Source organism: Aliiroseovarius marinus, from assembly GCF_004360145.1.
Classification (GTDB): domain Bacteria; phylum Pseudomonadota; class Alphaproteobacteria; order Rhodobacterales; family Rhodobacteraceae; genus Aliiroseovarius; species Aliiroseovarius marinus.
The window spans coordinates 209480-232938 of sequence record NZ_SAIT01000011.1 but is presented as its reverse complement, the minus strand read 5'-3'; the positions used below and the strand labels follow the sequence as shown (position 1 = coordinate 232938).

Sequence of the window (23459 nt, the reverse complement as noted above, 5' to 3'; positions counted from 1 at the left end):
CGCAAGTTCAGGCCAAGTAGATTACCGAAAATGATAATTTCGGGTTCAGGTCCCGATGTCCAGAAGGAATGATGGCACATGAAATTGTTTGTCGGGCTGGGGAATCCGGGGGCAAAATACGCGGGCAACCGGCACAATATCGGCTTCATGGCGGTTGAACGCATTGCCGAGGATCACGGCTTTGCCCCGTGGCGTGGCAAGTTTCAGGGCAGCGTGAGCGAGGGCAAACTGGGATCCGAGAAGGTGATCCTGCTGCGCCCCGAGACCTTCATGAACCTGTCCGGCCAGTCCGTGGGCGAGGCGATGCGGTTCTACAAGCTGACCCCGGACGACGTCATCGTGTTCCACGACGAGCTGGATCTGGCCCCCGGCAAGTGCCGGGTCAAAACGGGCGGCGGTCACGCAGGCCATAACGGGCTGCGGTCAATCCACGCGCATATCGGGGCGGACTATCACCGGGTTCGCATGGGCATTGGTCACCCCGGCAACAAGGCGGCGGTGGCGGGCTTTGTTCTGCGTGATTTTGCAAAGGCGGATCAGGAGTGGCTGGACGATGTGCTGCGCGGCTGTGCAGACGGGGCCACGGATCTGGCGGCAGGCGACAGTGGGAAGTTCATGAACGCGATTGGGCGGCGTGTGAACCCGCCCCGCTCTTCGGGTGGGTCTGCACCGGATGCTGCGCAGAAGTCCAAGAAGAAAGAACCGCCGCAGCCCAAACCGAAACCCGCGCCAGAACCCACACAAGAAGACACGCGCAGCCCGCTGCAAAAGCTGATGGACAAGTTCTCGTGACCCTGCGCGACGCGTTCGAGGTTCAGGCAGACAACAACGAAAGGCTGGACAGCCCGTTCACGGCGCGCGTGCTGCGCATTGCGGGTGCGACACTGACACCGGGCACGCCGCTGACCGATCGCATGTTCGACTGGGAGGGAAATGTCGGTGCCTTCGGACAGTCTCTGCCACTGCGTTTTCTGGCGGGGCTGCATGCGCTGGTTCTGACCGGTGACTGCCCCGCGCTGGTGGCAATCTATCCGCCAAATCCTGCCCCCGGTGACGCGCAGATCGCCGAGGCCCTTCAGGTCGCGATCTCAGAGCATGCGGACACGTTGGACCGCTGGCTCGACCTGCCGCCGCAAACCAACGAGGTGCGCCGCGCTGCGGTCATGGTGGCCGCAGGGCATTGGCTGGCGGACCAGTACAAGTTGCCGATGCGCGTCTATGAGCTGGGAGCGAGTGCAGGTCTGAACCTGATGTGGGACCAGTTCGCGCTTCAGGCGGGCGACACACGATTGGGCCCGGAGGACGCACCGGTTCTACTAACGCCCGAGTGGTGCGGGGACCTGCCCACAGGCCCCCTGCCCCAAGTGCTATCCCGGCGCGGGGTTGATTTGATGCCGATGGACATTACAGCCTCAGACGACTTGCTGCGCATGTCTTCTTACCTGTGGGCGGACCAGCCGGAGCGGTTGGCGCGCAGCAAAGCCGCAGCCGCGATCTTTGACGCGCAAGTGGATCAGGGTGACGCCGCCGCGTGGCTTGAAGCGCAGTTGGATAGTGTCGCGCCGGACCACCTAACCCTGATCTATCACACGATCGCGTGGCAGTACTTCCCCGCTGACACCCAAAACCGCTGCTTGGCGGCCATCGAGGCCGCCGCACAGCGCGGGCCCATCGCGCATCTATCGATGGAGGCGGATGACCGCCAAAGCGAAGGCGCAGCCATCACCCTGACCCTTTGGCCCGAGGGACGGAAGTTGACGCTTGGTCGTGTAGATTTTCATGGACGTTGGGTGGATTGGTCGGCACCTTGATCTTCGAAAAACCGGAGATCCCATGCGTAAAGCCCTGAAATTTCTAACCCGCGCCGCCCTTGTCCTGATCGTGCTTCTGGTCCTTGTAGGGGTCTGGAAGCGCGAACAAATCACGCGACTTTTGGCCGTAAACTCTCTGTTTTCGGAAGAGAAGATCGTGGGCAACTTTTCCAACATGGACAGCGCGTTCCTGACGCGCAGCATGTCGCGCGGGGATGGGCCGGTGACCCCGCTGCCCATTGGGGAAAACTGGGCGCCAGATGCGGCGGTCAACACCTGGATCAAGGACCGTGCGGTCACAGGGTTGGTGGTTCTGAAAGACGGACAGCTGCGCCACGAAAGCTACTACCATGGCACCGGGCCGAAAGATCGCCGGATTAGCTGGTCGATGGCGAAAAGCTATATTTCTGCGCTGATGGGCATCGTGCTGGACCGTGGGGATATCGCGTCTCTGGACGATCCGGTCGTGCAATATGCGCCTGCGCTGAAGGGCAGCGCTTATGATGGGGCGAGCATTCGCAACGTGCTGAACATGGCCTCGGGCGTGGTGTTTGACGAGGACTATCTAGACTTCAATTCGGACATCAACCGCATGGGCCGCGTGCTGGCGCTGGGGCGGTCGATGGATCAGTTTGCTGCGGGGCTTCAGGACAGTTTCGCGCCTGCGGGGAAGACATGGCAATACGTGTCCATCGACACCCATGTGATCGGCATGGTGGTGCGAGGCGCTGCCGGACGACCCATTCCCGACCTGCTGCAAGAACACGTCATCGCCCCAATGGGGCTTGAGGCGGACCCCTATTACCTGACCGACGGCTACGGCGTGGCCTTCGTCTTGGGTGGGCTGAACCTGACCACCCGCGACTATGCCCGCTTTGGCGAGATGTTCCGGCAGGACGGCATGTGGAACGGCCAGCAGATCGTCCCTGCAGACTGGATTGCGGCCTCGACCCGGCCCTCGGCCCCGACTGCCCCCGGCAAGGAACAATATGGCTATCAGTGGTGGATGGCGCCGGACGCGAGTGAGGGCGAATACTACGCCCGCGGCATCTATGGCCAGTACATCTATATCGACAAAGCGCGTGGCGTGGTGATCGCCCTGAACAGCGCGGATCGCGGGTTTCGTGGCGACGGCGTGAACGATCAGAACATCGCCATGTTCCGGCGCATCGCGGCGGATCTGTAAGCCAAAACGAAAACGGGCCGCCCACTTCTGGACGGCCCGGTATTCGTGTGAAAAGTCGCGGATCAATCCACGTCGCGGCCTTCCGTATCGGACATATCAAAGCCCAGATATTTGGCGACGGTGAAGATGTCTTTGTCGCCGCGTCCGCACATGTTCATGCAGATGATGTGATCTTTCGGCAGTGTCGGCGCAATTTTCGTGACATGGGCCAGCGCGTGGCAGGGTTCCAGCGCGGGGATGATGCCCTCGGTCGAGCAGCACAGCTGGAACGCGTCTAGCGCTTCCTTGTCGGTGATCGCCACATACTCGGCGCGACCAATTTCGTGCAGCCAGCTGTGTTCCGGCCCGATGCCCGGATAGTCCAGACCGGCCGAGATCGAGTAGCCGTCCAGGATCTGTCCGTCATCATCCTGCAGCAGGAAGGTGCGGTTGCCGTGCAGCACGCCGGGGCGACCGCCGGTCAAGGACGCACAGTGCTCCATCTTGTCATTCACGCCCTTGCCGCCGGCTTCGACACCGATGATGTTGACGTTCTTGTCGTCAAGGAACGGGTAGAACAGGCCGATCGCGTTCGAGCCGCCACCGATGGCCGCGATGATCGTATCGGGCAGACGGCCTTCGGCCTTCATCATCTGCTCTTTCGCTTCCTTGCCGATGATCGACTGGAAGTCGCGGACCATCGCCGGATAGGGATGCGGACCTGCCGCGGTGCCGATGCAATAGAAGGTGTCGGCCACGTTCGTCACCCAGTCACGCAGCGCGTCGTTCATGGCGTCTTTCAGCGTGCCGCGACCGCTTTCAACGGCGATCACCTCAGCGCCCAGAAGACGCATGCGGAACACGTTCGGCGCCTGACGTTGCACGTCATGGGCGCCCATATAAACGATGCACTTCAGACCGAACTTGGCGCAGACGGTGGCCGTGGCCACACCGTGCTGACCGGCACCGGTTTCCGCGATGATACGGGTCTTGCCCATGCGGCGCGCCAGCAGGATCTGACCGAGCACGTTGTTGATTTTGTGCGCGCCGGTGTGGTTCAGCTCGTCACGCTTCATATAGACCTTGGCGCCGCCCAGATGCTCGGTCAGGCCTTCGGCGAAGTAAAGCGGGCTGGGGCGTCCGACATAGTGGGTCCACAGATCGTTCATCTCGGCCCAGAAACTGTCGTCGGTCTTGGCTTTCTCGTACTCGGCCTCGAGGTCGAGGATCAGCGGCATCAGTGTCTCGGACACAAAGCGTCCGCCAAAGTCGCCAAACCGGCCCTTTTCATCCGGACCGTTCATGAAGCTGTTAAAAAGATCGTTGGCCATGGTGCCCCCCGCTCTGCGCATTTCACACCTGCATAGATTGGGGGGGCGTGGTTTTCCAGCGGTTTTTAGACCCTACGCGAGTCCTTTACGTCGCGCGCGGGGTTAGTCCTTGGCCGCATGCGCGTTGGACACGAAGGCGTGCATCAAACCCGGGTCCTTCACACCCGGTGCACTTTCCACGCCCGAGGACACGTCCACCTGCTTGGCACCTGTCAGACGGATCGCTTCGGCCACGTTGTCAGCGGTCAGGCCGCCCGCCAGCATCCACGGGCACGGCCAGTATTTGCGCTGCACCAGACGCCAGTCGAAAGGAACACCATTGCCGCCGGGCAGGTCTGCACCCTTGGGGGCCTTCGCGTCGATCAGAAGCTGATCCGCTACCCCGGCATAGCGCTCGATCTGCGCGACATCATCCGGCCCGGCAATGCCGATCGCCTTGATCACAGGCAGGCCAAAACGTGCCTTAACCTCGGCCACACGTTCCGGGCTTTCCGACCCGTGCAGCTGGATCATGTCGGTGGTCGTGCCGTTTACGATTTCCTCGATCCCGGCATCGTCCATGTTCACGACAAGCGCGACCTTGGCCACGCCCATGGGGACGTCCAACATCAGCGCGGCGGCCTGTTCGACCGTGACCGAACGCGGGCTTTTAGGGAAGAAATTGAACCCGATATAGCGTGCGCCTGCCTCGACGGCAGCCGCAAGCTGTTCGGGGTCCTTCAACCCGCAGATCTTTACCGAAATGCTCATAGTCTTCAGCTGGTCTTGTCCAGCAATGCCAGCACGTCGTCGCCGGTGCGGGCCTTGGGTTCACGCAGGGTTTTTACCTCGCGTGCCAGTTGGTCGCGCTCGCGGCGATGGCGCGCACCTTCCGCGCGCAGCTTGTGTTCACGCAGCCATTCCCAGACAAAGCCAAGCAGGATCCCTGCCACGACGCTGCCGAAAATGATCACGAAAAGCGGAAGGGTGATGGACCAGCTCCACCCCAAGAAACCCGACAGCTCGCCGGGTAGGATGTTCAACGTCACGCTGCCGCGATTGGCCAGCGCCACCGTGATCAACACAACACCAAGTGCCGCCAGAAAGGCGTAACGGATGTACCGCATTTGGACCTCTTATTTGCCGTTCAGTCGATCCCGCAACAGCTTGCCGGTCTTGAAAAACGGAACGTGCTTTTCTTCGACCTGGACCGACTCGCCCGTGCGCGGGTTGCGCCCGATACGAGCATCTCTTTTCTTCACCGAAAATGCGCCAAAGCCGCGCAGTTCGACCCGATCGCCACGGGCCATGGCTTCAATGATCTCTTCGAAAATGGTGTTCACAATGCGCTCAACGTCACGCTGATAGAGGTGCGGGTTTTCATCCGCGATCTTCTGGATCAGTTCAGACCGGATCATTCTGGTCCCCCCAAATTGGCCTATCTAATGGATTTTGCATCCTTATTCTGTCCGAGTATAGGAGCAAACCAAGCCCCTGCATACAAGTCTTAGGTTAGAACTTGGGGGAATTTAAACGGATTTCAGCCGTTTTCTGCGCGAAAAATAGGATGCTGCAAATGCACATCGTTTCCGCCTTGGAAACGTCCGCCGGTGATCGACGTGATTCGCCGTGCCTGAAAACAGAACGGCCCCACGCATCGCGCAGGGCCGTTCCAGAATTTATGACGCGAGGACTTAGTCCTGCTTCAGAGCGGCGCCCAGGATATCACCCAGCGATGCACCCGAATCCGACGAACCATACTGTTCTACGGCTTCTTTCTCTTCTGCGATTTCGCGGGCTTTGATCGACAGACCCAGACGACGCGACTTCGAGTCGACGTTGGTCACGCGTACGTCGACCTTGTCGCCGATGCCGAAACGCTCGGGGCGCTGTTCAGCACGGTCACGCGACAGGTCCGAACGACGGATGAACGACTTCATGCCTTCGTACTCGACCTCAACGCCACCATCTTCGATCGCGGTCACTTCAACAGTGATGATCGAGCCACGCTTCACGCCGCCAACAGCTTCTGCGAAGGGGTCACCGTCCAGAGCTTTAATCGACAGCGAGATACGCTCTTTGTCGGTATCAACTTCCGAAACAACGGCTTTGACAACGTCGCCCTTCTTGAAGTTCTGGATGGCATCTTCGCCACGCTCGTCCCACGAGATGTCCGACAGGTGAACCATGCCGTCGATTTCGCCGTCGAGACCAATGAACAGACCGAATTCGGTGATGTTCTTGACTTCGCCTTCGACCTCGGTGCCCTCGGGGTGAGTTTCTGCAAACACTTCCCACGGGTTGCGCATGGTCTGCTTCAGGCCCAGCGATACGCGACGCTTGGCGCCGTCGATTTCCAGAACCATGACTTCGACTTCTTGCGAGGTCGACACGATCTTGCCGGGGTGTACGTTCTTCTTGGTCCACGACATTTCGGATACGTGTACCAGACCTTCGACACCGGGCTCCAGCTCGACGAATGCACCGTAGTCGGTGATGTTGGTCACGCGGCCAGTGTGCACCGATTCCAGCGGGTACTTGGCAGCAACCAGATCCCAAGGATCGTCTTGCAGCTGCTTCATGCCCAGGCTGATGCGGTGGGTTTCTTTGTTGATCTTGATGACCTGAACCTTGATGGTTTCGCCGATCGTCAGGATCTCGGACGGGTGGTTCACGCGGCGCCATGCCATGTCGGTGACGTGCAGCAGGCCGTCAACGCCGCCCAGGTCAACGAACGCACCGTATTCGGTGATGTTCTTGACTACGCCGTCAACTGCGTCGCCTTCTGCCAGCTTGCCGATAACTTCAGCACGCTGTTCGGCACGCGACTCTTCCAGGATAGCGCGACGCGACACAACGATGTTGCCACGGCGGCGGTCCATTTTCAGGATCTGGAACGGCTGCTTCAGACCCATCAGCGGGCCAGCGTCACGTACGGGGCGTACGTCAACCTGCGAGCCGGGCAGGAACGCAACAGCGCCGCCCAGATCGACGGTGAAGCCGCCTTTGACGCGACCGAAGATCGCGCCTTCGACGCGTGCATCGTCTGCGTATGCTTTTTCCAGGCGGTCCCATGCTTCTTCACGGCGGGCCATCTCGCGCGAGATGACAGCTTCGCCGCGGGCGTTTTCAGCCGCGCGCAGGTAGACTTCCACTTCGTCGCCAACGGCGATTTCAGGGGCTTCACCCGGGTTTGCGAATTCTTTCAGATCAACGCGGCCTTCCATTTTGTAGCCTACGTCGATGATGGCTTGGCCAGCTTCAATAGCGATGACTTTACCTTTGACAACCGAACCCTCGTCCGGGGTGTCCATTTCGAAGCTTTCGTTAAGGAGGGCTTCGAATTCCTCCATGGTTGCGTTAGCCATGTGGCGTTTCATTCCTTTACAGTCATTTTCACGGGCCGAGCGGTTGTCTCCGCCGGTCTTGGATTTCCCAATTTGGTCAACAGGTTAGACGCAAAACAAAGAGGGCCGAAGCCTCGGCCCTGCTCGATTTTCCCTGTGTCGCGGCAATTGCACCTTGTCGACAGGGCGGGATTTACGGGGATTCTGCCTGTAAATCAAGGGCATTCCGCGTGTTACAGCGGGATGCCTTTCTTCTGAAGCTGCTCGATCAGCTCTTGCTGTAGCGCGCTGCTGTCACCGCCGCCAAACTGCACGCCACCGCCTGTGAACGCCGTGCCGAAACTTTGGGCCGCCACTACGGTCTGGGTCAGGCCCGACACGAACTGCCGCGTTTCAAGCGGAGACAGCGGGTGGATGAAGACCGACCAGATCTGCCCGCCCGCCACGGCATAGCGCGCGTCCAGCACCGCATCGAAATTGGCCTGCAACATCCGCTGCATCAGCGCCTCGTCCATCGCGCCAGCGGGACCAATCCGCACCATCGCGCGCATGCGGTCTGCGGCTGGGTCGGTGACCACGATCATCGGCACGCCCGCGATGACCAACTGGAACCCATTGCCCTGAGGCTGAAGCTCCGGATCAATCGCCGCCAATATCCGCCCGATCCGCTCGTAGGTCATGGGCGACTCGCTTTGCTCTTGTGCAAGCGTGGGCAAATGGCTGGCAATCGCCAGTATCGCGGCAAGGATCAGGGTTTTCGCACTGCGCATCGAGGCACCTCCGTCTATGCCCAGCATAGCCCGCGCCCGCGTCACATACGATGCACAGTGTGGTGAGGGGGATGTCAGCGTTTGGCGTCGATCTGCGCGACGGCCTGCGCCACGGCGTCCTCGATCGACAGATCAGACGTGTCGATGATCACCGCGTCCTCGGCGGGCTTCAAAGGCGCCTCTTCCCGTTCGCTGTCACGTTTGTCGCGCGCGATGACGTCGGACAGCACTTGGTCGCGGGTCACGTCGTGATCCTTGGCGGACAGCTCCAAGAAACGACGCTCGGCGCGGACTTCGGCGCTGGCGGTGACGAACAGTTTCACATCCGCATCCGGGCAAATCACAGTACCAATGTCGCGCCCATCCAGTACCGCGCCGCCGTCACGGGTTGCGAAATTGCGCTGGAAGTCGACAAGCGCCGCGCGCACCTCGGCAATCACGGCCACCTTCGACGCAGCCTGCGCCACCTCGGGCGTGCGCAGATCACCTTGCATGTCGGCAGGGGTCAGCGATTGCGCAGCCTCGACCGGGTCGGCGCCGGTCAGCGTCTTCGCCCCGACCGCGCGATACAAAAGCCCGGTATCCAAATGCGCAAAGCCAAAATGTGCAGCCACGGCCTTGGAAATCGTGCCCTTCCCTGCCGCAGCAGGGCCGTCGATGGCAACCGTAAAGCTGCTCATGAATTGTTGCGCACGATCTGCGCGCCAAGACCGGACATCAGAGGCTCGAACACTGGGAAGCTGGTGGCGATCGGGCCGCCATCGTCCAGATTGACGGGTTTCTGCGACGCAAAGCCCAAGCAGGCAAAGCTCATCGCGATGCGGTGGTCCAGAACGGTCGCGACGGTGCAGCCGCCGGGGACGCCATCGGGGCCAAGGCCTTCAACGCTCCACCAATCTTCGCCTTCATCCACGGTCACGCCCGCCGCGCGCAGGCCCTTGGCCATCGCGTCAATCCGGTCGCTTTCCTTCACGCGCAGCTCGTGCACGCCGGGCATCTCGGTCTTGCCGGTGGCGAAGGACGCCACGACAGACAGGATCGGGTATTCGTCGATCATGCTGGCCGCGCGTTCCGGCGGCACCACGATGCCCTTCATATTGGGCGAGTATTTCGCACGCAGGTCAGCAACGGGTTCGCCACCTTCGGTGCGTTTGCTCTCGAATGTCAGATTGGCGCCCATTTCTTGCAGGGTGTAAAACAGGCCAGCCCGCGTTGGGTTCAGGCCGATATTCGGCACCAGCACCTCGGACCCTGGCACGATCAGCGCCGCGCAAACCGGGAAGGCGGCAGAGCTTGGATCGCGCGGGACGGTGATGGTTTGCGGTTTCAATTCCGGCTGGCCGGTCAGGGTGATTTTGTGGCCTTCGTCGGTCTCCTCGACGGTAATTTCGGCGCCAAAGCCAGCCAGCATACGTTCGGTATGGTCACGGGTGGCTTCTTTTTCGATCACCACGGTCTTGCCCGGCACGTTCAGGCCCGCCAGCAGCACGGCCGATTTCACCTGCGCCGAGGCCATCGGGGTGGTGTAGGTCACGGCAACGGGTTCACGCGCGCCGACGATGGTCATCGGGATGCGGCCACCTTCGCGGCCATAGCTTTGCGCACCAAAGAGCGCGATTGGGTCCGTCACGCGGCCCATCGGGCGCGAGCGCAGCGAGGCGTCGCCGGTGAAGGTCGCAGTGATCGGAGAGGTCGCCATCGCCCCCATGATCAGACGCACACCGGTTCCCGCGTTGCCGCAGTCGATCACGTCCTCGGGTTCCGCAAAGCCACCAACGCCGACGCCATTCACGCGCCATTCGCCATCGCCCAGACGTTCCACATCCGCACCGAAGGCCCGCATCGCGTCTGCCGTGCCCAGCACGTCTTCACCTTCCAGAAGGCCGGTAATGTGGGTCTCGCCCACAGCCATTGCGCCCAGGATCAGCGACCGGTGGCTGATCGACTTGTCCCCCGGCACATTGGCCGTGCCTTTCAGCGGGCCGGATTTGCGGGCGGTCATGGGGATGGCGGGGCCGTGGCCGGACATGGGCGTTCTCCTTTAGTCTTGCAGCCCTGATAGCGCAGACATTTTGGCGAGGCCAGTGGAAAGGGGCTTTGCCCCTCGCCCTGACGGGCTCACCCCAGGATAATTGCAACAAGAAAATGCGAAATGTCAGATCCGACGGAAGGTCAGATAGTGCGGCGTGCGGCCTTCGCGCAGCGCTTTCTGTTCGTAGCGGGTCGAGATCCAGTCGCTCCACGGGGTACGCCAATCGGCAGCACTTTCGCCCAGCCATTCAAAGCCCGCGCGCGGAACTTCTTCCAACGTTTGGCGGACATAGTCGGGGATGTCGGTGGCAACGCGGAATTCGGCGCCGGGTTTCAGAACCTTGTGGAAGGGTTCCAGATATTCGGGCGTCACAAAGCGGCGGCGGTGGTGGCGTTTCTTGGGCCACGGATCGGGGTAGAGCAGGAAGGCCTTGTCGATGCTCTCTGGCGGCAACACGTCAAACAGATCGCGCACATCGCCCGGATGCACGGCGACGTTCTCGCATCCCGCGTCACGGATTTTACCCAATAGCATGGCGACGCCGTTGATATAGGGTTCGCAGCCGATGATACCGATCTCGGGATAGGTTGCGGCCTGATGCACCATATGCTCGCCGCCGCCAAAGCCGGTTTCCAGCCAGACAGGTTTGTCGCCGAACAGCGCCTTCAGGTCCAAGGGGGTGCGGTCGGGGTTTTCGTCCCAGCCGACGGCGCCGGGGCTGAGCGCGGCCAAATCCTCGTCCAGATAGGTTTTCTGGCTGTCGCGCAGCCCTTTGCCTTTCAGACGGCCATAGAAATTGCGCCACGGCGCGCCCGAGCGGTGTTTGTTTTGCGATGCATCATCTTGGGTCATGGCCGCGCCTATGCCGTGCAAAAGGCGGGCGCGTCAAGTGACGGCCCGCCTTTTTGTGTTCATCTGTCTGGGATCAGACGGCTTTCTTCAGCGCCTCGACCAGATCGACCTTTTCCCAGCTAAAGCCGCCATCGGCCTCGGGCGCGCGACCGAAGTGGCCGTAAGCGGCGGTGCGCTGGAAGATCGGTTTGTTCAGGCCCAGATGCTCGCGAATGCCACGCGGGGTCAGGTCCATGACCTGCGCGACGGCGCGTTCAATGCCAGCCTCGTCCACTTCCCCGGTGCCGTGGGTGTCGACATAGATCGACAGCGGCTTGGCCACGCCGATGGCATAGGACAGCTGCAAGGTGCAGCGTTCGGCCATGCCAGCGGCCACGATGTTCTTCGCCAGATAGCGCGCAGCATAGGCCGCCGAGCGGTCCACCTTCGTCGGGTCCTTGCCCGAGAATGCACCGCCACCGTGGGGCGCCGCGCCTCCATAGGTGTCCACAATGATCTTGCGGCCAGTCAGACCCGCATCGCCATCCGGGCCACCGATGACGAACTTGCCGGTCGGGTTGACGTGCCATTCAGTGCCGCCGTTAATCCACTCGGTCGGAACGACTTCGCGAATATAGGGCTCGACCACGGCGCGCACGTCGTCGCTTGTCATGTCTTCGTCCAGATGCTGGGTGGACAGCACGATCGAGGTCACCTCGACCGGTTTGCCATCCTCATAGCGCAGCGAGAGCTGGGACTTCGCATCCGGGCCAAGCGTCGGCTCGGTGCCGTTTTTGCGGACCTCTGCCAGACGTTTCAGAATGGCGTGCGAATATTGGATCGGGGCGGGCATCAGCTCGGGCGTCTCATTGACCGCATAGCCGAACATGATCCCCTGGTCGCCTGCACCGTCACGGTCCACACCTTGGGCGATATGCGCCGACTGTTCGTGCAGGAAGTTCATGACGCGGCAGGTGTTCCAGTGGAATTGTTCTTGCTCGTATCCGATGTCACGGATGCAATCGCGCGCAATCTGACCGATCGAGCCCATCATCACCTTCAGGCGCTCTTCGTCGGACAATCCGACCTCGCCGCCGATGACAACCATGCCGCTGGTGGCGAAGGTCTCGCATGCCACGCGCGCGTTCGGTTCTTCGGTCAGGAACGCATCAAGCACCGCATCTGAAATACGGTCGCACACCTTGTCTGGGTGCCCCTCGGACACACTTTCCGAAGTGAATGTATAGTTCTGTCGTGACATGAAACATGCTCCATTTAGGTCTACCCGCCACGCCAGGAAGCCGTTGTGACGGTGGTCCGGATCGGTATCTGGCCTTTATCTGCAAAGGTCAATGTTAAAAGCGACGGCGCGTCCATGCGCCCCAGCCCGCGACGCCGATCAGCAACAGGAAAAGCGGCCAATCACCGACGCGGGCATATGGGGTTACGGGGCCGGCATCCGGCCGGATCACATCCAGATACCCCGATTGCCCAAGTGGCAGAGATTTTATCACGCGCCCATGTGCGTCAATCGCGGCGCTGATCCCGGTATTGGCCACGCGGATCACCGGCAGGCCGAATTCAATGGCGCGGAAACGGGCCTGGATAAGGTGCTGCTGCGGCCCCGAGAAATCGCCGAACCACGCGTCATTCGTGATTTGCAGGATCCAGTCGGGACGCTCAGGCGCATTGCGAATATCGCGCGGGAAAACAGCCTCGTAGCAGATCAGGGGCAGCACTTTGCCCAAAGCGCCCAGATCCAGCACGACCGGGCCCGGCCCCGCCGAGTAGCCTTGCCCGTATTGCGCCGCAAAAGCGCGGATGCCGATGCGGGCCATCGCATCGCCAAGCGGGACGTATTCACCGAAGGGCACAAGGTGATGCTTGTCATAGACTGGTTGCGCGATGCCGTCCGCGTTGACCTGTACCATGCTGTTAAAATAGCGCAGCTCCTCGGCCCGTTGGATGCCCATCAAGACTGGCGGGCCATCCGCGGCCTCGGCAATCAGCGGGAACAGAAGCTGAGCATGTCGCATCAGATACGGCACCGAGGTTTCGGGCCAGATGATCAGGTTCGGGAGAGCGCCCTCGGGCGGCGTGGCGGTCAGCTCCAACTGGCGGCGGACAAAACCCTCGGCATGGTCCGGATCCCATTTTTGGTGCTGCGGCGCGTTGGGTTGGATCAGGCGAAGTGTGATATCGCCCTTTGGGGGCGTAACCGCTATCGACAGCCCCGATGCAAAGGCAATAAGCAGCACCAAGCCAATGGCACCCAACACACTTGACCAGTTGCGGCGCACACACGCCGTGACAACTACTGCAGCCAACAAGGCTGTTAGCCATGACAGACCGACGACGCCTACTAGGCTTGCCATCTGTGCGTAAGACGTGTCGATCCACGCCAGTCCCGGCCCGCCCCACGGAAAGCCGGTGAAGAGCGCGCCACGCAACAACTCGGCCGCGGCAAGTCCTGCGGGCCAGATGAGCCACCCAAGGCGTCCGCCACCGACAAGCCACCGCGCCACGCCCCAGCCCAGCGCCCAGAGCAGTGCAAGCCCACCGGCCATGCCCAAAAGCGCGAAGGGGGCCATCCAGCCGTGACGCTCGGGTTCGACAAAGAACGGATTAACCAGCCAGCTCATCGTGACGGTGAAATAGCCCAGCCCGAACAGCCAACCTTGCAGAGCCGAGGCACGCGGCGACCGGCTGTGTCGCCAAAACAGGAACGCGACCAGAAGCCCCGCCAGCGTCGCCGCCCAAATCAGAAACGGCGCCTGCCCCAGCGCCGCAATAGCACCCGCTGCAAGCAACACAATGACCCGCACCCGAGGGCGCGCGGCCAGTCGTGCCACGTAAGCGTCAATGTCAGGCATTCGTCGCGGGCGCGTCATCCGCGCTGGCCTCAGCCACCTGATGCGGCGCAGGCATCGGGCCCGGCACGCGCAGGCGCAAGCGTTTGATGCGACGGGGGTCAGCGTCCACGACCTCGATCTCGGCACCGCCGGGATGGGCGATCACTTCGCCGCGCGCAGGCACCTGCCCGCACAGCACGAAGACCAACCCGCCAAGCGTCTCGATCTCGTCATCATCAGCTTCATCGTGCTGAAGGCGCACGCCAGTTTCAGCCTCGAACTCGTCCAAGGGCGTCTTGGCCTCGACCAGATAACAGCCGGGCTTTTCTTCGATCCACAGCTTGCCTTCTTCAAGGTCATGCTCGTCCTCAATCTCGCCAATTACCTGTTCGATCAGGTCTTCGATGGTCACAAGCCCGTCCACGCCGCCATACTCATCAATGACCAGCGCCATGTGGATCCGTTCAGTCTGCATCTTCTGCAAAAGCACCCCGATGGGCATCGAGGGCGGGACGAACAGCAGCGGACGGATCAAATTGCGTAAGACAAAGCGCGCGGTTTTCGCGCCGGATTTGCCGTTGAACCCATGGTTCAGCGCCAAGTCTTTCAAGTGAACCATCCCGATGGGGCTGTCCAACGTGCCGTCGAACACGGGCAACCGCGACAACCCGCTTTCGCGGAACACGTCCACAAGTTCATCTTTCAGAATATCCACCGGTGCCGATACGATCTCGGATTTCGGGATCATGACGTCTTCGACGCGCATCCGTCGAAGGTTGACCATACCCGGAGCAGCGTTGGGAAGCGCGCCATTTCCAGCGGGCGCGGCGCCAATGGGCGCGACCTGATCCTGTGTATCCGGGCTGCGCGCACCGAAAATGCGGCTAAAAAATCCCGGCCTGTGATGTCTTGTTTCATCCTGCAGCGCGCTCTGCGCTGCCTTAGAAGATCCGTCTGCGGTGTCGCCCATTTGTCCTTTTCCAGTTTCGCGCGAAATGCGCCTTACTCTTCATATGGGTTGGAAATGTTCATCTTGCCAAGGATTTCAACCTCCAAACCCTCCATAAGTGCCGCATCTTTGTCGTCTATGTGATCATAACCCAACAGATGGAGCACCCCATGCACCAAAAGATGGCTCACATGGGTTGAGAATTCCTTGCCCTGCTCATCCGCCTCGTGTTGGCAGGTTTCATAGGCAATGGCGATGTCGCCCAGTTCAGGATCTTCCGGCGGCAGTGGATCACCGCCGGCGTCTTCCGCGGCGCGTTCGTCTGACGGCCAAGACAGCACATTGGTCGGCGTCGGCTTGTCTCGGAAGTCGCGGTTCAGGTCGGCAATACGGGCGTCGTCACATGCCAGAAGGCTGATTTCGAAGCCATCGCCAAATGGGGGCGTCAGTTGAAGATGGTCGATCACAGCCTGCGCCGCGGCGTCCGCCAGTGCAGACAGACCCGCCTCTTCCCAGCGGGGATCTTCAAAAACAACATCTACAAGCATCTTATGTGTCGCGCGTCTGCTTCACAGCCCGCGCCATCGCCTTTTGCGAGGCCTCGTCATACGCCTCGATGATCTTGGCGACCAACGGGTGACGCACCACGTCTTTCGAGGTGAAATAGTTGAAGCTGATCTGGTCGATACCCTTGAGCAGCCCCTCGGCGTCACGCAGACCGCTGTCCACGCCACGCGGCAGATCGACCTGAGACCGGTCACCCGTGATCACCATCCGCGAGCCTTCGCCCAGACGGGTCAGGAACATCTTCATTTGCATGGTGGTTGCGTTCTGCGCTTCGTCCAGCACGACAAAGGCATTCGCCAAGGTGCGGCCACGCATAAAGGCCAGCGGCGCGATCTCGATCTTTTTCTCTTCGATCAGCTTGGTGACCTGCTTCGAGGGCAGGAAATCATTCAGCGCGTCATAAAGCGGCTGCATATACGGATCGACCTTGTCCTTCATGTCACCGGGCAGATAGCCCAGTTTCTCGCCCGCTTCGACGGCGGGACGCGACAGGATCAAGCGATCCACATGGCCGCCCAAGAACATGTTCACGCCCACCGCCACGGCCAGATAGGTCTTACCGGTGCCCGCCGGGCCAATCCCGAAAGCGAGTTCATTGTTGAACAGGCTTTGCACATAGGCCTTTTGCGCCTCTGTGCGCGGTTCGATGGTCTTCTTGCGGGTCTTGATCTCGACCGCGCTGCCTTTGAACATCTCCATCTGGTCGCCGTCGCGGGTGCCAGTGCCATCCTGCGAGCCGCCCATGCGGATCTCGGCGTCGATGTCACCAGGCTCGACCGCTTTGCCGCTTTCCAGCCGCGTATAAAGCGCGCTCAGCACCTCGCCCGCCTTTTCGCGTGCGTCCATTTCACCCATGACAATCAACTGATTGCCGCGTCGGATGATTTGCACGCCCAGATGGCTTTCGATGTGAGTAAGGTTGCGATCAAACTCGCCGCACAGATCAATCAGCAGGCGGTTGTCTGGAAATTCCAGCAGCACTTCGGGGGTTACTGGGGTCTCGGGTGCTGCGGTCAGGTCTGCTATTCCCAAATGGGGTCTCCTGTCAGGTCTATACCCTGATGGTGCCAAGAGCGGACGGCGCGCGCAAGCCCCATCCGCAAAATGTCATGTGATTGTCATCTCACTGCCTGCGCAGGCAGCACTCTGCTTATTCCACAAGCTCGCCGGCCAGCGAGTTCGGCCCGCTGTCGGTGATGCGCACGCGACGCAGATCGCCAACGGCCGCGTCACACTGAACGTGCACTGCGTGCAGGTGATCGGATTTTCCGACCATCTGGCCTTCGAGACGGCCTTTCTTTTCAAACAGTACGCCGACCTCTTGGCCGACCATGCTGTTTTGAATGGCACGTTGCTGTTCGGTGATCAGCGCTTGCAGACGATAGAGCCGCTCGGAGGCGACCGCATCATCCACCAGCGCGCGTTCCGCTGCCGGGGTGCCGGGGCGGGTCGAGTATTTGAAGCTGAAGGCCTGCCCATAGTTCACTTCGCGGATCAGGTTCATGGTGTCTTCAAAATCCTGATCATCCTCTTCCGGGAAGCCCACGATGAAGTCACCCGAGATCAGGATATCCGGGCGCGCCTCGCGAATCCGTTCGATCAGGCGCAGATAGCTTTCGGCAGTGTGGCTGCGGTTCATCCTCTTCAGGATCTTGTCCGAGCCCGACTGAACCGGCAGGTGCAGATAAGGCATCAACTTCTTGCAGGTGCCATGTGCCTCGATCAGGTCGTCGCTCATGTCATTGGGGTGCGAGGTGGTGAAGCGGATGCGCTCCAACCCGTCGATTTCGTCTAGCGCCCAGATCAGCTTGGCCAGCGACCAATCGCCATCCGGCCCAGCGCCATGATAGGCGTTGACGTTCTGGCCCAAGAGAGTGATTTCGCGCACGCCACGCTCAACCAGCTCGCGTGCTTCGCGCAGGATGCGTTCGACCGGGCGGCTGACTTCGGCCCCGCGGGTATAGGGCACCACGCAGAAGGCGCAGAACTTGTCGCAGCCTTCTTGAACCGTCAGGAATGCCGCCGGGGCGCGCTTGGCTTTGGTGCCGCGCAGCTTGGGCAAGTGTTCGAATTTGTCTTCCTCGGGGAAATCGGTGTCTAACGCCTTTTCGCCCTTGGCCACCTGCTCCATCATCGTAGGCAGACGGTGATAGGTCTGCGGACCAACCACCAGATCGACCATCGGCTGACGGCGCATGATTTCCTCACCCTCAGCCTGCGCGACACAGCCCGCCACGCCGATCTTCAGATCGGGCTTTTCGGCCTTCAAACCCTTGAAACGTCCCAGTTCCGAATAGACCTTCTCGGCGGCCTTTTCGCGGATGTGGCAGGTGTTCAGCAGGATCATATCCGCATCATCCGGCGTCTCGGTCTGCACATACCCATCCGCGCCCAGCGCTTCGGCCATGCGTTCACTGTCATAGACGTTCATCTGGCAGCCATAGGTGCGGATGAAGAGTTTTTTCTTGTCGGACATGGCGCGTTTCCCAAGGTTTTTAGCAGCACAAGCTCAAGTTCCCGCCTGTTACAGCAAAGGGATCAGGCCCGCAACGCTTGCAAAACAGGTTGATTTCATGAAATTTCTGTCGGCAATCGGCAAGACCTCGCAAATCAGCGGGACACCAACTGGGGCACATCATGCGGTATAGCGACCTTCATCAGTTCCTTCAGACCTCGGGGGCTGTCTTGGCCAAAGGCCCCGTCGCGATGATTTTCGTCGAGGATCTGGTCGAGGTCGACAGCACCATTCGCCACCATCAGGACGCCGGGTTCCGGGCGGTTTTGGTCTTTGCGCCGGATGCGCTGGACCTGCCCAATGATCTGGAAAAATCCATTCACCGCATCAGTTTCGACGCCACTGCGGCGGCTGTTGTGGACGCCATCAATCAGGTGATCGAGGCCGCCCCCGGCACGTGGCTGTATTACTGTTTCAATGCCGAATACCTGTTCCACCCGTTCTGCGAATCCCGCACCGTGGGCGAGCTGTTGGCCTTCCAAACCGAAGAGCGTCGCGATGCGGTGCTGAGCTATGTGGTGGATCTGTATGCCGACGACCTGGACCAGTTCCCGAATGCGGTGTCACTGGACCACGCTTGTTTGGACAAGTCCGGCTATTACGCGCATGGGCTCAAAGGTCCGGATGGCGACCCGCTGGACCGACAACTGGATTTCTTCGGCGGTCTGCGCTGGCGATTCGAGGAGCACGTCCCGGCAAACGGCCACAAGATCGACCGCGTGTCCCTGTTCAAAGCCAAACCTGGCCTGAAGCTGCGCCCAAACCACACGTTCAATGACGAGGAATACAACACCTATTCCTGCCCGTGGCACCACAACATCACCGTCACCGTCGCCAGCTTCCGCACCGCCAAGGCGCTGAAAACGAACGCTGGGTCGAAACACGACGTCCACAGCTTCAACTGGCACAACACCACGAAGTTCCAGTGGAATTCACAGCAGCTTCTGGATTTGGGGCTGATGGAACCGGGGCAGTGGTTCTAGGCGACGTTTCCATCCGGCGCGTTTTTCGTTAAACACCCCTATCCGACACGAGCACCCGCTGCGTTACCGCCTCGGCCTCGTCCATTCATTCCCAGACATCACGAGGTTCCTATGACCGAAGTCACGCAAGGCGCGAAGGTGCGCATTCATTATACTGGCACTCTGGAAGACGGCAGCGTTTTCGACAGTTCAGAAGGCCGCGATCCGTTGGAGTTCGAAGTGGGCTCGGGCATGATCATTCCCGGTCTTGATAAGGCGCTGCCCGGTATGAAGGTGGGCGACAAGAAAAAAGTCTCGATCGTGCCGGAAGAGGCGTATGGCCCGCGTCATGACGAAGCCGTTCTGGAAGTGCCGCGCGCTGACATTCCTGCTGAGATCCCGCTGGAAGTTGGCATTCAGCTGCAGATGAGCGGCCCGCAGGGTCAGCCCGTTCCGGTCACCGTTACCAACCTGACCGACGAGACCGTCACGCTGGACGCCAACCACGCGCTGGCCGGCAAGACCCTGATTTTTGATTTCGAGGTAGTTGGCATCGGCTAAAGCGTTTCCAGTTCCCATTAAAATGTTGGGCATCGCTTTTCGCGTTCGACCGAAGGGAGAGGCAGCGAACAAGCGATCCAATGTGAACTGAAAACGCTTGGCGCCTTCGCGAAACAACAGAGCCGCGCGTAACCGCGCGGCCTTCAGGGGCTTTGCCCCCTGTGCCCCTTCGGGTCACTCTGGGCTCCGCCCGTTCTCAGGCGAAACTGTCCCCCGGACAGTTTCCGGGAAGCCTTCGAACCCCAAGATATTTATGACAAGAAAATGCGGATGCAGATTAACTGCGGCGCAGGCGGATCACCACGTCGACTTTGGCGATCTCGGCCCCTTCGGGCGCTTCAGGCAGTTGCGCAATCTTCAGATCTTCGTCGGGCGCATCCATCAGCTCTTCTGTGTCTTCCCAGAAGAAATGCGGGTGGTTGGTGACGTTTGTGTCGAAATAGCTGCGCGCGCCGTTCACTGTAATCTCGCGCAGCAGGCCGGCGTCTGAGAAAACCCGCAGCGTATTATAGACCGTCGCAAGCGACACCTTGTCCGCCCCATCGCGCGTCGCCTCATACAGGCTTTCGGCGGTGACGTGACGGTGCTTTCCATCCCCGATCAGCAAATGCGCCAAGGCCAGACGCTGCCGCGTCGGGCGCAGCCCAGCGCTGGACAACCAGTCGGCTTCGGTGTGGCGATTTTCCTGCGTCATGATCCGGCTCTTCTGACTTCTAACGGATGTTTCCAAGCGAATATAAGGGCTCTGGGCGGCGAGCGCCAATAAAAACTGGTCTTTGCGCTTCAGATTGCCCTTGCGCGCCGTCGCCCGCTCTTGCGTCGGGCTTTGCGCGGGTGCTAGAGGGTGGTGGACTGAGAACACACAAGATATGGGGCGAAGATGGCGGACTATCCCACAAGCTTTGGCAAGGAAGACCTTTTGAAATGCGCAGCGGGCGAGCTGTTTGGCCCCGGCAATGCGCAGCTTCCGGCCCCGCCGATGCTGATGATGGACCGCATCACCGAGATTTCGGGCGATGGTGGCGCACACGGAAAAGGCCACGTTCTGGCCGAGTTCGACATCACCCCCGACCTGTGGTTCTTCGACTGCCACTTCCCCGGCAACCCGATCATGCCCGGTTGTCTGGGGCTGGACGGTCTGTGGCAGCTGACCGGATTTAACCTAGGCTGGCGCGGCTGGCAGGGGCGCGGCTATGCGTTGGGTGTTGGCGAAGTGAAGCTGACCGGCATGGTCCGCCCGGACCGCAAGATGTTGACCTACAAGATCGACTTCACCAAAGCGATCCAGACCCGCCGCCTGACCATGGGTGTTGCCGATGGGATCGTCGAGGCCGACGGCGAAGTGATCTATCAGGTGAAAGACATGAAGGTCGCGCTGAGCGAGAGCTAAGCCTAGGCTGAAGGGCACCGGGCACGACGCCATATCGACATCCGACAGACACATCTATCGACGGCGGCTCCACTTGGGCCGCCGTTTTGCGTTCAGTGTAAGACCTTGTCTATCTGGCCAAACCGTCAAGGCTGTTGGATCAGACACCCACCACCGCCTTGCACCACCCCCACCAATCCCCTACTAAGAATTGAACGTTTTCAAGGGAGGCCACGCATGCGTCGTGTCGTCGTTACCGGTCTGGGCATTGTCTCGGCCATCGGGAACAACAAGGACGAGGTTCTGGCCTCGCTCAAGGCTGGCAAGTCCGGCATCACCGCCAATCAAGACATGGTTGACCATGGCTTCCGCAGTCAGATCGCTGGCATGCCGGATATCGACATCAAAGAACATGTGGACAAGCGCACGCTGCGCTTCATGGGGCCGGGTGCCGCTTATGCGCATATCGCGATGAGCCAGGCGATCGAGGATGCCGGTCTTGGCGAAGATGACGTGGTGAACCCGCGTACCGGTCTTGTGGCTGGCTCGGGCGGTCCATCGACCAGCGCGATGTTTGCAGCCCACCAGACCGCGCTGAAATCCGGCGCGACCAAGCGGATCGGGCCGTTCGCGGTTCCGAAATGCATGGGCTCGACGATTTCTGCAAACCTTGCGACCGCTTTCAAGATCAAGGGCATCAACTATTCGATCACCTCGGCCTGCTCGACGTCTTTGCACTGCATCGGCAACGCGGCCGAGCAAATCATGATGGGCAAGCAGGACGTAATGTTCGCGGGTGGCGGCGAGGAACTGGACTGGACGCTCTCGTGCCTCTTTGACGCGATGGGTGCGATGTCGTCCAAGTACAACGACACGCCCGAGAAAGCCTCGCGCGCATTTGACGCCGACCGCGACGGGTTCGTGATCGGTGGCGGCGGTGCCATTCTGGTGCTGGAAGATCTGGAGCACGCAAAAGCCCGCGGCGCGAAGATCTATGCCGAGGTCACTGGCTATGGTGCGACCTCGGATGGTCACGACATGGTGGCTCCATCCGGCGAGGGCGGTGAACGTGCCATGCGACTGGCGATGGATATGCTGCCGGAAGGCCGCAAGGTGGGCTACATCAACGCCCACGGCACCTCGACCCCTGTCGGCGATGTGGGCGAAGTGGAAGCCGTGCGCCGCGTCTTTGGCGAAGGCTCGACACCTCCGATCAGCTCGACCAAGTCGATGACCGGCCACAGCCAAGGCGCCACCGGCGCGCAAGAGGCCGTTTATTGCCTGCTGATGCTGGACAACGACTTCATCGCGCCGTCGATCAACGTCGAAAACCTGGACCCTGCCATCAACGAAGGCGAAATCGCCACGACGCTGGTGGAAAACGCAGGACTGGACAGCGTGATGACCAACAGCTTCGGTTTTGGCGGCACCAACGGGTCGATGATCCTGAGCAAATACCAAGAGTGAGGAACTGACATGGCAGGGCTTATGCAAGGCAAACGCGGCCTCATCATGGGAGTTGCAAACCAGCGGTCCATCGCATGGGGTATTGCGCAGGCAATGGCCAATGAGGGCGCGGAACTGGCATTTTCCTATCAGGGCGAGGCGTTCGGTCAGCGCGTGGCCCCGCTGGCGGAATCAGTGGGCTCGGACATTCTGGTCGACATGGATGTGACGGACGACGACGCGCTGGACAAAGGGTTTGATGACCTGTGGTCCAAGTGGGACTCGATCGACTTTCTGGTCCACGCGATTGCCTATTCCGACAAGAACGAGCTGACGGGCCGTTTCGTCGATACATCACGTGCGAACTTCAAGCACTCGATGGACATCAGCTGCTATTCCTTGATCGAGGTCGCGCGCCGTGTGTCCCCCAAAATGACCAATGGCGGCACGATCCTGACGCTGACCTATGGCGGCTCGAACCGCGTGACGCCGTTCTACAACGTAATGGGCGTGGCGAAGGCGGCTCTGGAAGCTTCTGTGCGCTATCTGGCCAACGACCTTGGCCCGAACGGCATCCGCGTGAACGCGATCTCGCCCGGCCCGATGAAAACGCTGGCAGGAGCCGCCATCGGTGGCGCACGCAAGACCTTCCGCCATACGGAACAAAACGCGCCCCTCCGCAAGAACGCCACGCTGGAAGCCGTGGGCGGCACCGCCGTCTATCTGGCATCCGACTATGGCAACTGCACCACCGGCGAAATCATCACCGTCGACAGCGGCTTCCATGTACTAGGCATGCCACAGCCGGACAATCTGTGATCCGGCTCAAACACGACCCTTCAAAGGCTCCCGACTTGGGGGCCTTTTTTCTGCGCCCCCACTTCCTCTTGCCCAAAATACCTCGGGGTGAATGCGCGCAGCGCAGAGGGGCAGCGCCCCTCCCTCTGGACCCTCGTGACGATCTGGTGCTTA

At 60.6% G+C, this 23459-nt stretch carries 24 protein-coding genes and 1 riboswitch; of the genes, 8 read left to right on the top strand and 16 right to left on the bottom strand.

What is annotated here, in order from left to right:
• The first annotated feature begins 78 nt into the window (after positions 1 to 78).
• From pth to EOL43_RS13130, 3 genes are read left to right on the top strand one after another with little or no spacing between them, the layout of a single operon-like run.
• Positions 79 to 792, top strand: coding sequence for an aminoacyl-tRNA hydrolase (gene pth, locus EOL43_RS13140; protein WP_133489335.1), 714 nt, complete (start codon positions 79 to 81; stop codon positions 790 to 792).
• Positions 789 to 1811: a DUF2332 domain-containing protein gene (locus EOL43_RS13135; protein ID WP_133489333.1), complete on the top strand. Its 1023-nt coding sequence runs from the start codon at positions 789 to 791 to the stop codon at positions 1809 to 1811. Before pth ends, EOL43_RS13135 begins: the two co-directional genes overlap by 4 nt.
• 22 nt (positions 1812 to 1833) lie before the next feature.
• Positions 1834 to 2997, top strand: a complete 1164-nt coding sequence (locus tag EOL43_RS13130; RefSeq protein ID WP_133489331.1) for a serine hydrolase domain-containing protein — start codon at positions 1834 to 1836, stop codon at positions 2995 to 2997.
• Between the two features lie 62 nt (positions 2998 to 3059).
• On the opposite strand, the gene trpB is transcribed toward EOL43_RS13130, so the two are convergent.
• The 15 genes from trpB to miaB all read right to left on the bottom strand — a co-directional run bounded on the left by trpB (position 3060) and on the right by miaB (position 18110).
• Positions 3060 to 4307, bottom strand: coding sequence for a tryptophan synthase subunit beta (gene trpB / locus EOL43_RS13125; protein ID WP_133489329.1), 1248 nt, complete (start codon positions 4305 to 4307; stop codon positions 3060 to 3062).
• A gap of 102 nt (positions 4308 to 4409) precedes the next feature.
• Positions 4410 to 5057, bottom strand: coding sequence for a phosphoribosylanthranilate isomerase (locus EOL43_RS13120; RefSeq protein WP_133489328.1), 648 nt, complete (start codon positions 5055 to 5057; stop codon positions 4410 to 4412).
• A 5-nt stretch (positions 5058 to 5062) separates the two neighbouring features.
• Positions 5063 to 5413: a LapA family protein gene (locus tag EOL43_RS13115; protein ID WP_133489326.1), complete on the bottom strand. Its 351-nt coding sequence runs from the start codon at positions 5411 to 5413 to the stop codon at positions 5063 to 5065.
• A 9-nt stretch (positions 5414 to 5422) separates the two neighbouring features.
• Entirely contained in the window at positions 5423 to 5704 is a 282-nt protein-coding gene (ihfB, locus tag EOL43_RS13110; protein ID WP_133489323.1) for an integration host factor subunit beta, read from the bottom strand.
• A 276-nt stretch (positions 5705 to 5980) separates the two neighbouring features.
• Complete coding sequence (gene rpsA / locus EOL43_RS13105) at positions 5981 to 7666, bottom strand: 30S ribosomal protein S1 (RefSeq protein ID WP_276320891.1); 1686 nt, start codon at positions 7664 to 7666, stop codon at positions 5981 to 5983.
• A 200-nt stretch (positions 7667 to 7866) separates the two neighbouring features.
• A complete protein-coding gene (locus EOL43_RS13100) occupies positions 7867 to 8403 on the bottom strand; it encodes a hypothetical protein (protein ID WP_133489319.1) in 537 nt (178 codons plus the stop codon).
• 74 nt (positions 8404 to 8477) lie between these two features.
• Entirely contained in the window at positions 8478 to 9083 is a 606-nt protein-coding gene (gene cmk, locus EOL43_RS13095; protein WP_133489318.1) for a (d)CMP kinase, read from the bottom strand.
• Complete coding sequence (aroA, locus tag EOL43_RS13090; RefSeq protein WP_133489315.1) at positions 9080 to 10432, bottom strand: 3-phosphoshikimate 1-carboxyvinyltransferase; 1353 nt, start codon at positions 10430 to 10432, stop codon at positions 9080 to 9082. The genes cmk and aroA overlap by 4 nt, the downstream gene beginning before the upstream one ends.
• 126 nt (positions 10433 to 10558) lie before the next feature.
• On the bottom strand, positions 10559 to 11287 hold the full coding sequence (trmB, locus tag EOL43_RS13085; protein WP_133489313.1) for a tRNA (guanine(46)-N(7))-methyltransferase TrmB: 729 nt from the start codon (positions 11285 to 11287) through the stop codon (positions 10559 to 10561).
• Between the two features lie 73 nt (positions 11288 to 11360).
• The gene (metK, locus tag EOL43_RS13080) at positions 11361 to 12527 is read right to left on the bottom strand and encodes a methionine adenosyltransferase (RefSeq protein WP_133489311.1); all 1167 of its coding nucleotides are present in this window, start codon (positions 12525 to 12527) and stop codon (positions 11361 to 11363) included.
• A gap of 6 nt (positions 12528 to 12533) precedes the next feature.
• Positions 12534 to 12582, bottom strand: a riboswitch (SAM-SAH riboswitch).
• 39 nt (positions 12583 to 12621) lie between these two features.
• On the bottom strand, positions 12622 to 14139 hold the full coding sequence (gene lnt / locus EOL43_RS13075) for an apolipoprotein N-acyltransferase (protein ID WP_133489309.1): 1518 nt from the start codon (positions 14137 to 14139) through the stop codon (positions 12622 to 12624).
• Positions 14132 to 15088 carry a hemolysin family protein gene (locus EOL43_RS13070; RefSeq protein ID WP_133489307.1) on the bottom strand — a complete coding sequence of 319 codons (957 nt, stop codon included), beginning with the start codon at positions 15086 to 15088 and terminating at the stop codon, positions 14132 to 14134. The genes lnt and EOL43_RS13070 overlap by 8 nt, the downstream gene beginning before the upstream one ends.
• A gap of 32 nt (positions 15089 to 15120) precedes the next feature.
• The gene (gene ybeY / locus EOL43_RS13065) at positions 15121 to 15615 is read right to left on the bottom strand and encodes an rRNA maturation RNase YbeY (RefSeq protein WP_133489305.1); all 495 of its coding nucleotides are present in this window, start codon (positions 15613 to 15615) and stop codon (positions 15121 to 15123) included.
• Position 15616: 1 nt separating this feature from the next.
• On the bottom strand, positions 15617 to 16666 hold the full coding sequence (locus EOL43_RS13060) for a PhoH family protein (protein ID WP_133489302.1): 1050 nt from the start codon (positions 16664 to 16666) through the stop codon (positions 15617 to 15619).
• 118 nt (positions 16667 to 16784) lie between these two features.
• A complete protein-coding gene (gene miaB, locus EOL43_RS13055; protein ID WP_133489300.1) occupies positions 16785 to 18110 on the bottom strand; it encodes a tRNA (N6-isopentenyl adenosine(37)-C2)-methylthiotransferase MiaB in 1326 nt (441 codons plus the stop codon).
• Positions 18111 to 18271: 161 nt separating this feature from the next.
• Here miaB and EOL43_RS13050 point away from each other — a divergent pair, with 161 nt between their 5' ends.
• Positions 18272 to 19132, top strand: coding sequence for a hypothetical protein (locus EOL43_RS13050; protein WP_133489298.1), 861 nt, complete (start codon positions 18272 to 18274; stop codon positions 19130 to 19132).
• 111 nt (positions 19133 to 19243) lie between these two features.
• Positions 19244 to 19672 (top strand): FKBP-type peptidyl-prolyl cis-trans isomerase, encoded by a 429-nt coding sequence (locus EOL43_RS13045; protein ID WP_133489296.1) that lies wholly within the window; start codon positions 19244 to 19246, stop codon positions 19670 to 19672.
• Between the two features lie 277 nt (positions 19673 to 19949).
• Here EOL43_RS13045 and irrA read toward each other — a convergent pair whose 3' ends face one another.
• Positions 19950 to 20366 carry an iron response transcriptional regulator IrrA gene (gene irrA, locus EOL43_RS13040; RefSeq protein WP_133489295.1) on the bottom strand — a complete coding sequence of 139 codons (417 nt, stop codon included), beginning with the start codon at positions 20364 to 20366 and terminating at the stop codon, positions 19950 to 19952.
• A 186-nt stretch (positions 20367 to 20552) separates the two neighbouring features.
• On the opposite strand from irrA, the gene fabA reads away from it, so the two are divergent.
• The 3 genes from fabA (at position 20553) to EOL43_RS13025 (ending at position 23306) form a co-directional block, all read left to right on the top strand.
• On the top strand, positions 20553 to 21062 hold the full coding sequence (fabA, locus tag EOL43_RS13035) for a bifunctional 3-hydroxydecanoyl-ACP dehydratase/trans-2-decenoyl-ACP isomerase (protein ID WP_133489293.1): 510 nt from the start codon (positions 20553 to 20555) through the stop codon (positions 21060 to 21062).
• Between the two features lie 216 nt (positions 21063 to 21278).
• On the top strand, positions 21279 to 22508 hold the full coding sequence (gene fabB, locus EOL43_RS13030; protein ID WP_133489291.1) for a beta-ketoacyl-ACP synthase I: 1230 nt from the start codon (positions 21279 to 21281) through the stop codon (positions 22506 to 22508).
• A gap of 9 nt (positions 22509 to 22517) precedes the next feature.
• Complete coding sequence (locus tag EOL43_RS13025) at positions 22518 to 23306, top strand: enoyl-ACP reductase FabI (RefSeq protein WP_133489289.1); 789 nt, start codon at positions 22518 to 22520, stop codon at positions 23304 to 23306.
• Positions 23307 to 23459: the final 153 nt, after the last annotated feature.

Excerpts from the sequence above, each read along its gene's own strand:
- pth (WP_133489335.1), top strand. The coding sequence starts at position 79 with ATGAAATTGTTTGTCGGGCTGGGGAATCCGGGGGCAAAATACGCGGGC.
- EOL43_RS13130 (WP_133489331.1), top strand. The coding sequence starts at position 1,834 with ATGCGTAAAGCCCTGAAATTTCTAACCCGCGCCGCCCTTGTCCTGATC.
- trpB (WP_133489329.1), bottom strand. The coding sequence starts at position 4,307 with ATGGCCAACGATCTTTTTAACAGCTTCATGAACGGTCCGGATGAAAAG.
- EOL43_RS13120 (WP_133489328.1), bottom strand. The coding sequence starts at position 5,057 with ATGAGCATTTCGGTAAAGATCTGCGGGTTGAAGGACCCCGAACAGCTT.
- EOL43_RS13115 (WP_133489326.1), bottom strand. The coding sequence starts at position 5,413 with ATGCGGTACATCCGTTACGCCTTTCTGGCGGCACTTGGTGTTGTGTTG.
- ihfB (WP_133489323.1), bottom strand. The coding sequence starts at position 5,704 with ATGATCCGGTCTGAACTGATCCAGAAGATCGCGGATGAAAACCCGCAC.
- rpsA (WP_276320891.1), bottom strand. The coding sequence starts at position 7,666 with ATGAAACGCCACATGGCTAACGCAACCATGGAGGAATTCGAAGCCCTC.
- EOL43_RS13100 (WP_133489319.1), bottom strand. The coding sequence starts at position 8,403 with ATGCGCAGTGCGAAAACCCTGATCCTTGCCGCGATACTGGCGATTGCC.
- cmk (WP_133489318.1), bottom strand. The coding sequence starts at position 9,083 with ATGAGCAGCTTTACGGTTGCCATCGACGGCCCTGCTGCGGCAGGGAAG.
- aroA (WP_133489315.1), bottom strand. The coding sequence starts at position 10,432 with ATGTCCGGCCACGGCCCCGCCATCCCCATGACCGCCCGCAAATCCGGC.
- trmB (WP_133489313.1), bottom strand. The coding sequence starts at position 11,287 with ATGACCCAAGATGATGCATCGCAAAACAAACACCGCTCGGGCGCGCCG.
- metK (WP_133489311.1), bottom strand. The coding sequence starts at position 12,527 with ATGTCACGACAGAACTATACATTCACTTCGGAAAGTGTGTCCGAGGGG.
- lnt (WP_133489309.1), bottom strand. The coding sequence starts at position 14,139 with ATGCCTGACATTGACGCTTACGTGGCACGACTGGCCGCGCGCCCTCGG.
- EOL43_RS13070 (WP_133489307.1), bottom strand. The coding sequence starts at position 15,088 with ATGGGCGACACCGCAGACGGATCTTCTAAGGCAGCGCAGAGCGCGCTG.
- ybeY (WP_133489305.1), bottom strand. The coding sequence starts at position 15,615 with ATGCTTGTAGATGTTGTTTTTGAAGATCCCCGCTGGGAAGAGGCGGGT.
- miaB (WP_133489300.1), bottom strand. The coding sequence starts at position 18,110 with ATGTCCGACAAGAAAAAACTCTTCATCCGCACCTATGGCTGCCAGATG.
- EOL43_RS13050 (WP_133489298.1), top strand. The coding sequence starts at position 18,272 with ATGCGGTATAGCGACCTTCATCAGTTCCTTCAGACCTCGGGGGCTGTC.
- EOL43_RS13045 (WP_133489296.1), top strand. The coding sequence starts at position 19,244 with ATGACCGAAGTCACGCAAGGCGCGAAGGTGCGCATTCATTATACTGGC.
- irrA (WP_133489295.1), bottom strand. The coding sequence starts at position 20,366 with ATGACGCAGGAAAATCGCCACACCGAAGCCGACTGGTTGTCCAGCGCT.
- fabA (WP_133489293.1), top strand. The coding sequence starts at position 20,553 with ATGGCGGACTATCCCACAAGCTTTGGCAAGGAAGACCTTTTGAAATGC.
- fabB (WP_133489291.1), top strand. The coding sequence starts at position 21,279 with ATGCGTCGTGTCGTCGTTACCGGTCTGGGCATTGTCTCGGCCATCGGG.
- EOL43_RS13025 (WP_133489289.1), top strand. The coding sequence starts at position 22,518 with ATGGCAGGGCTTATGCAAGGCAAACGCGGCCTCATCATGGGAGTTGCA.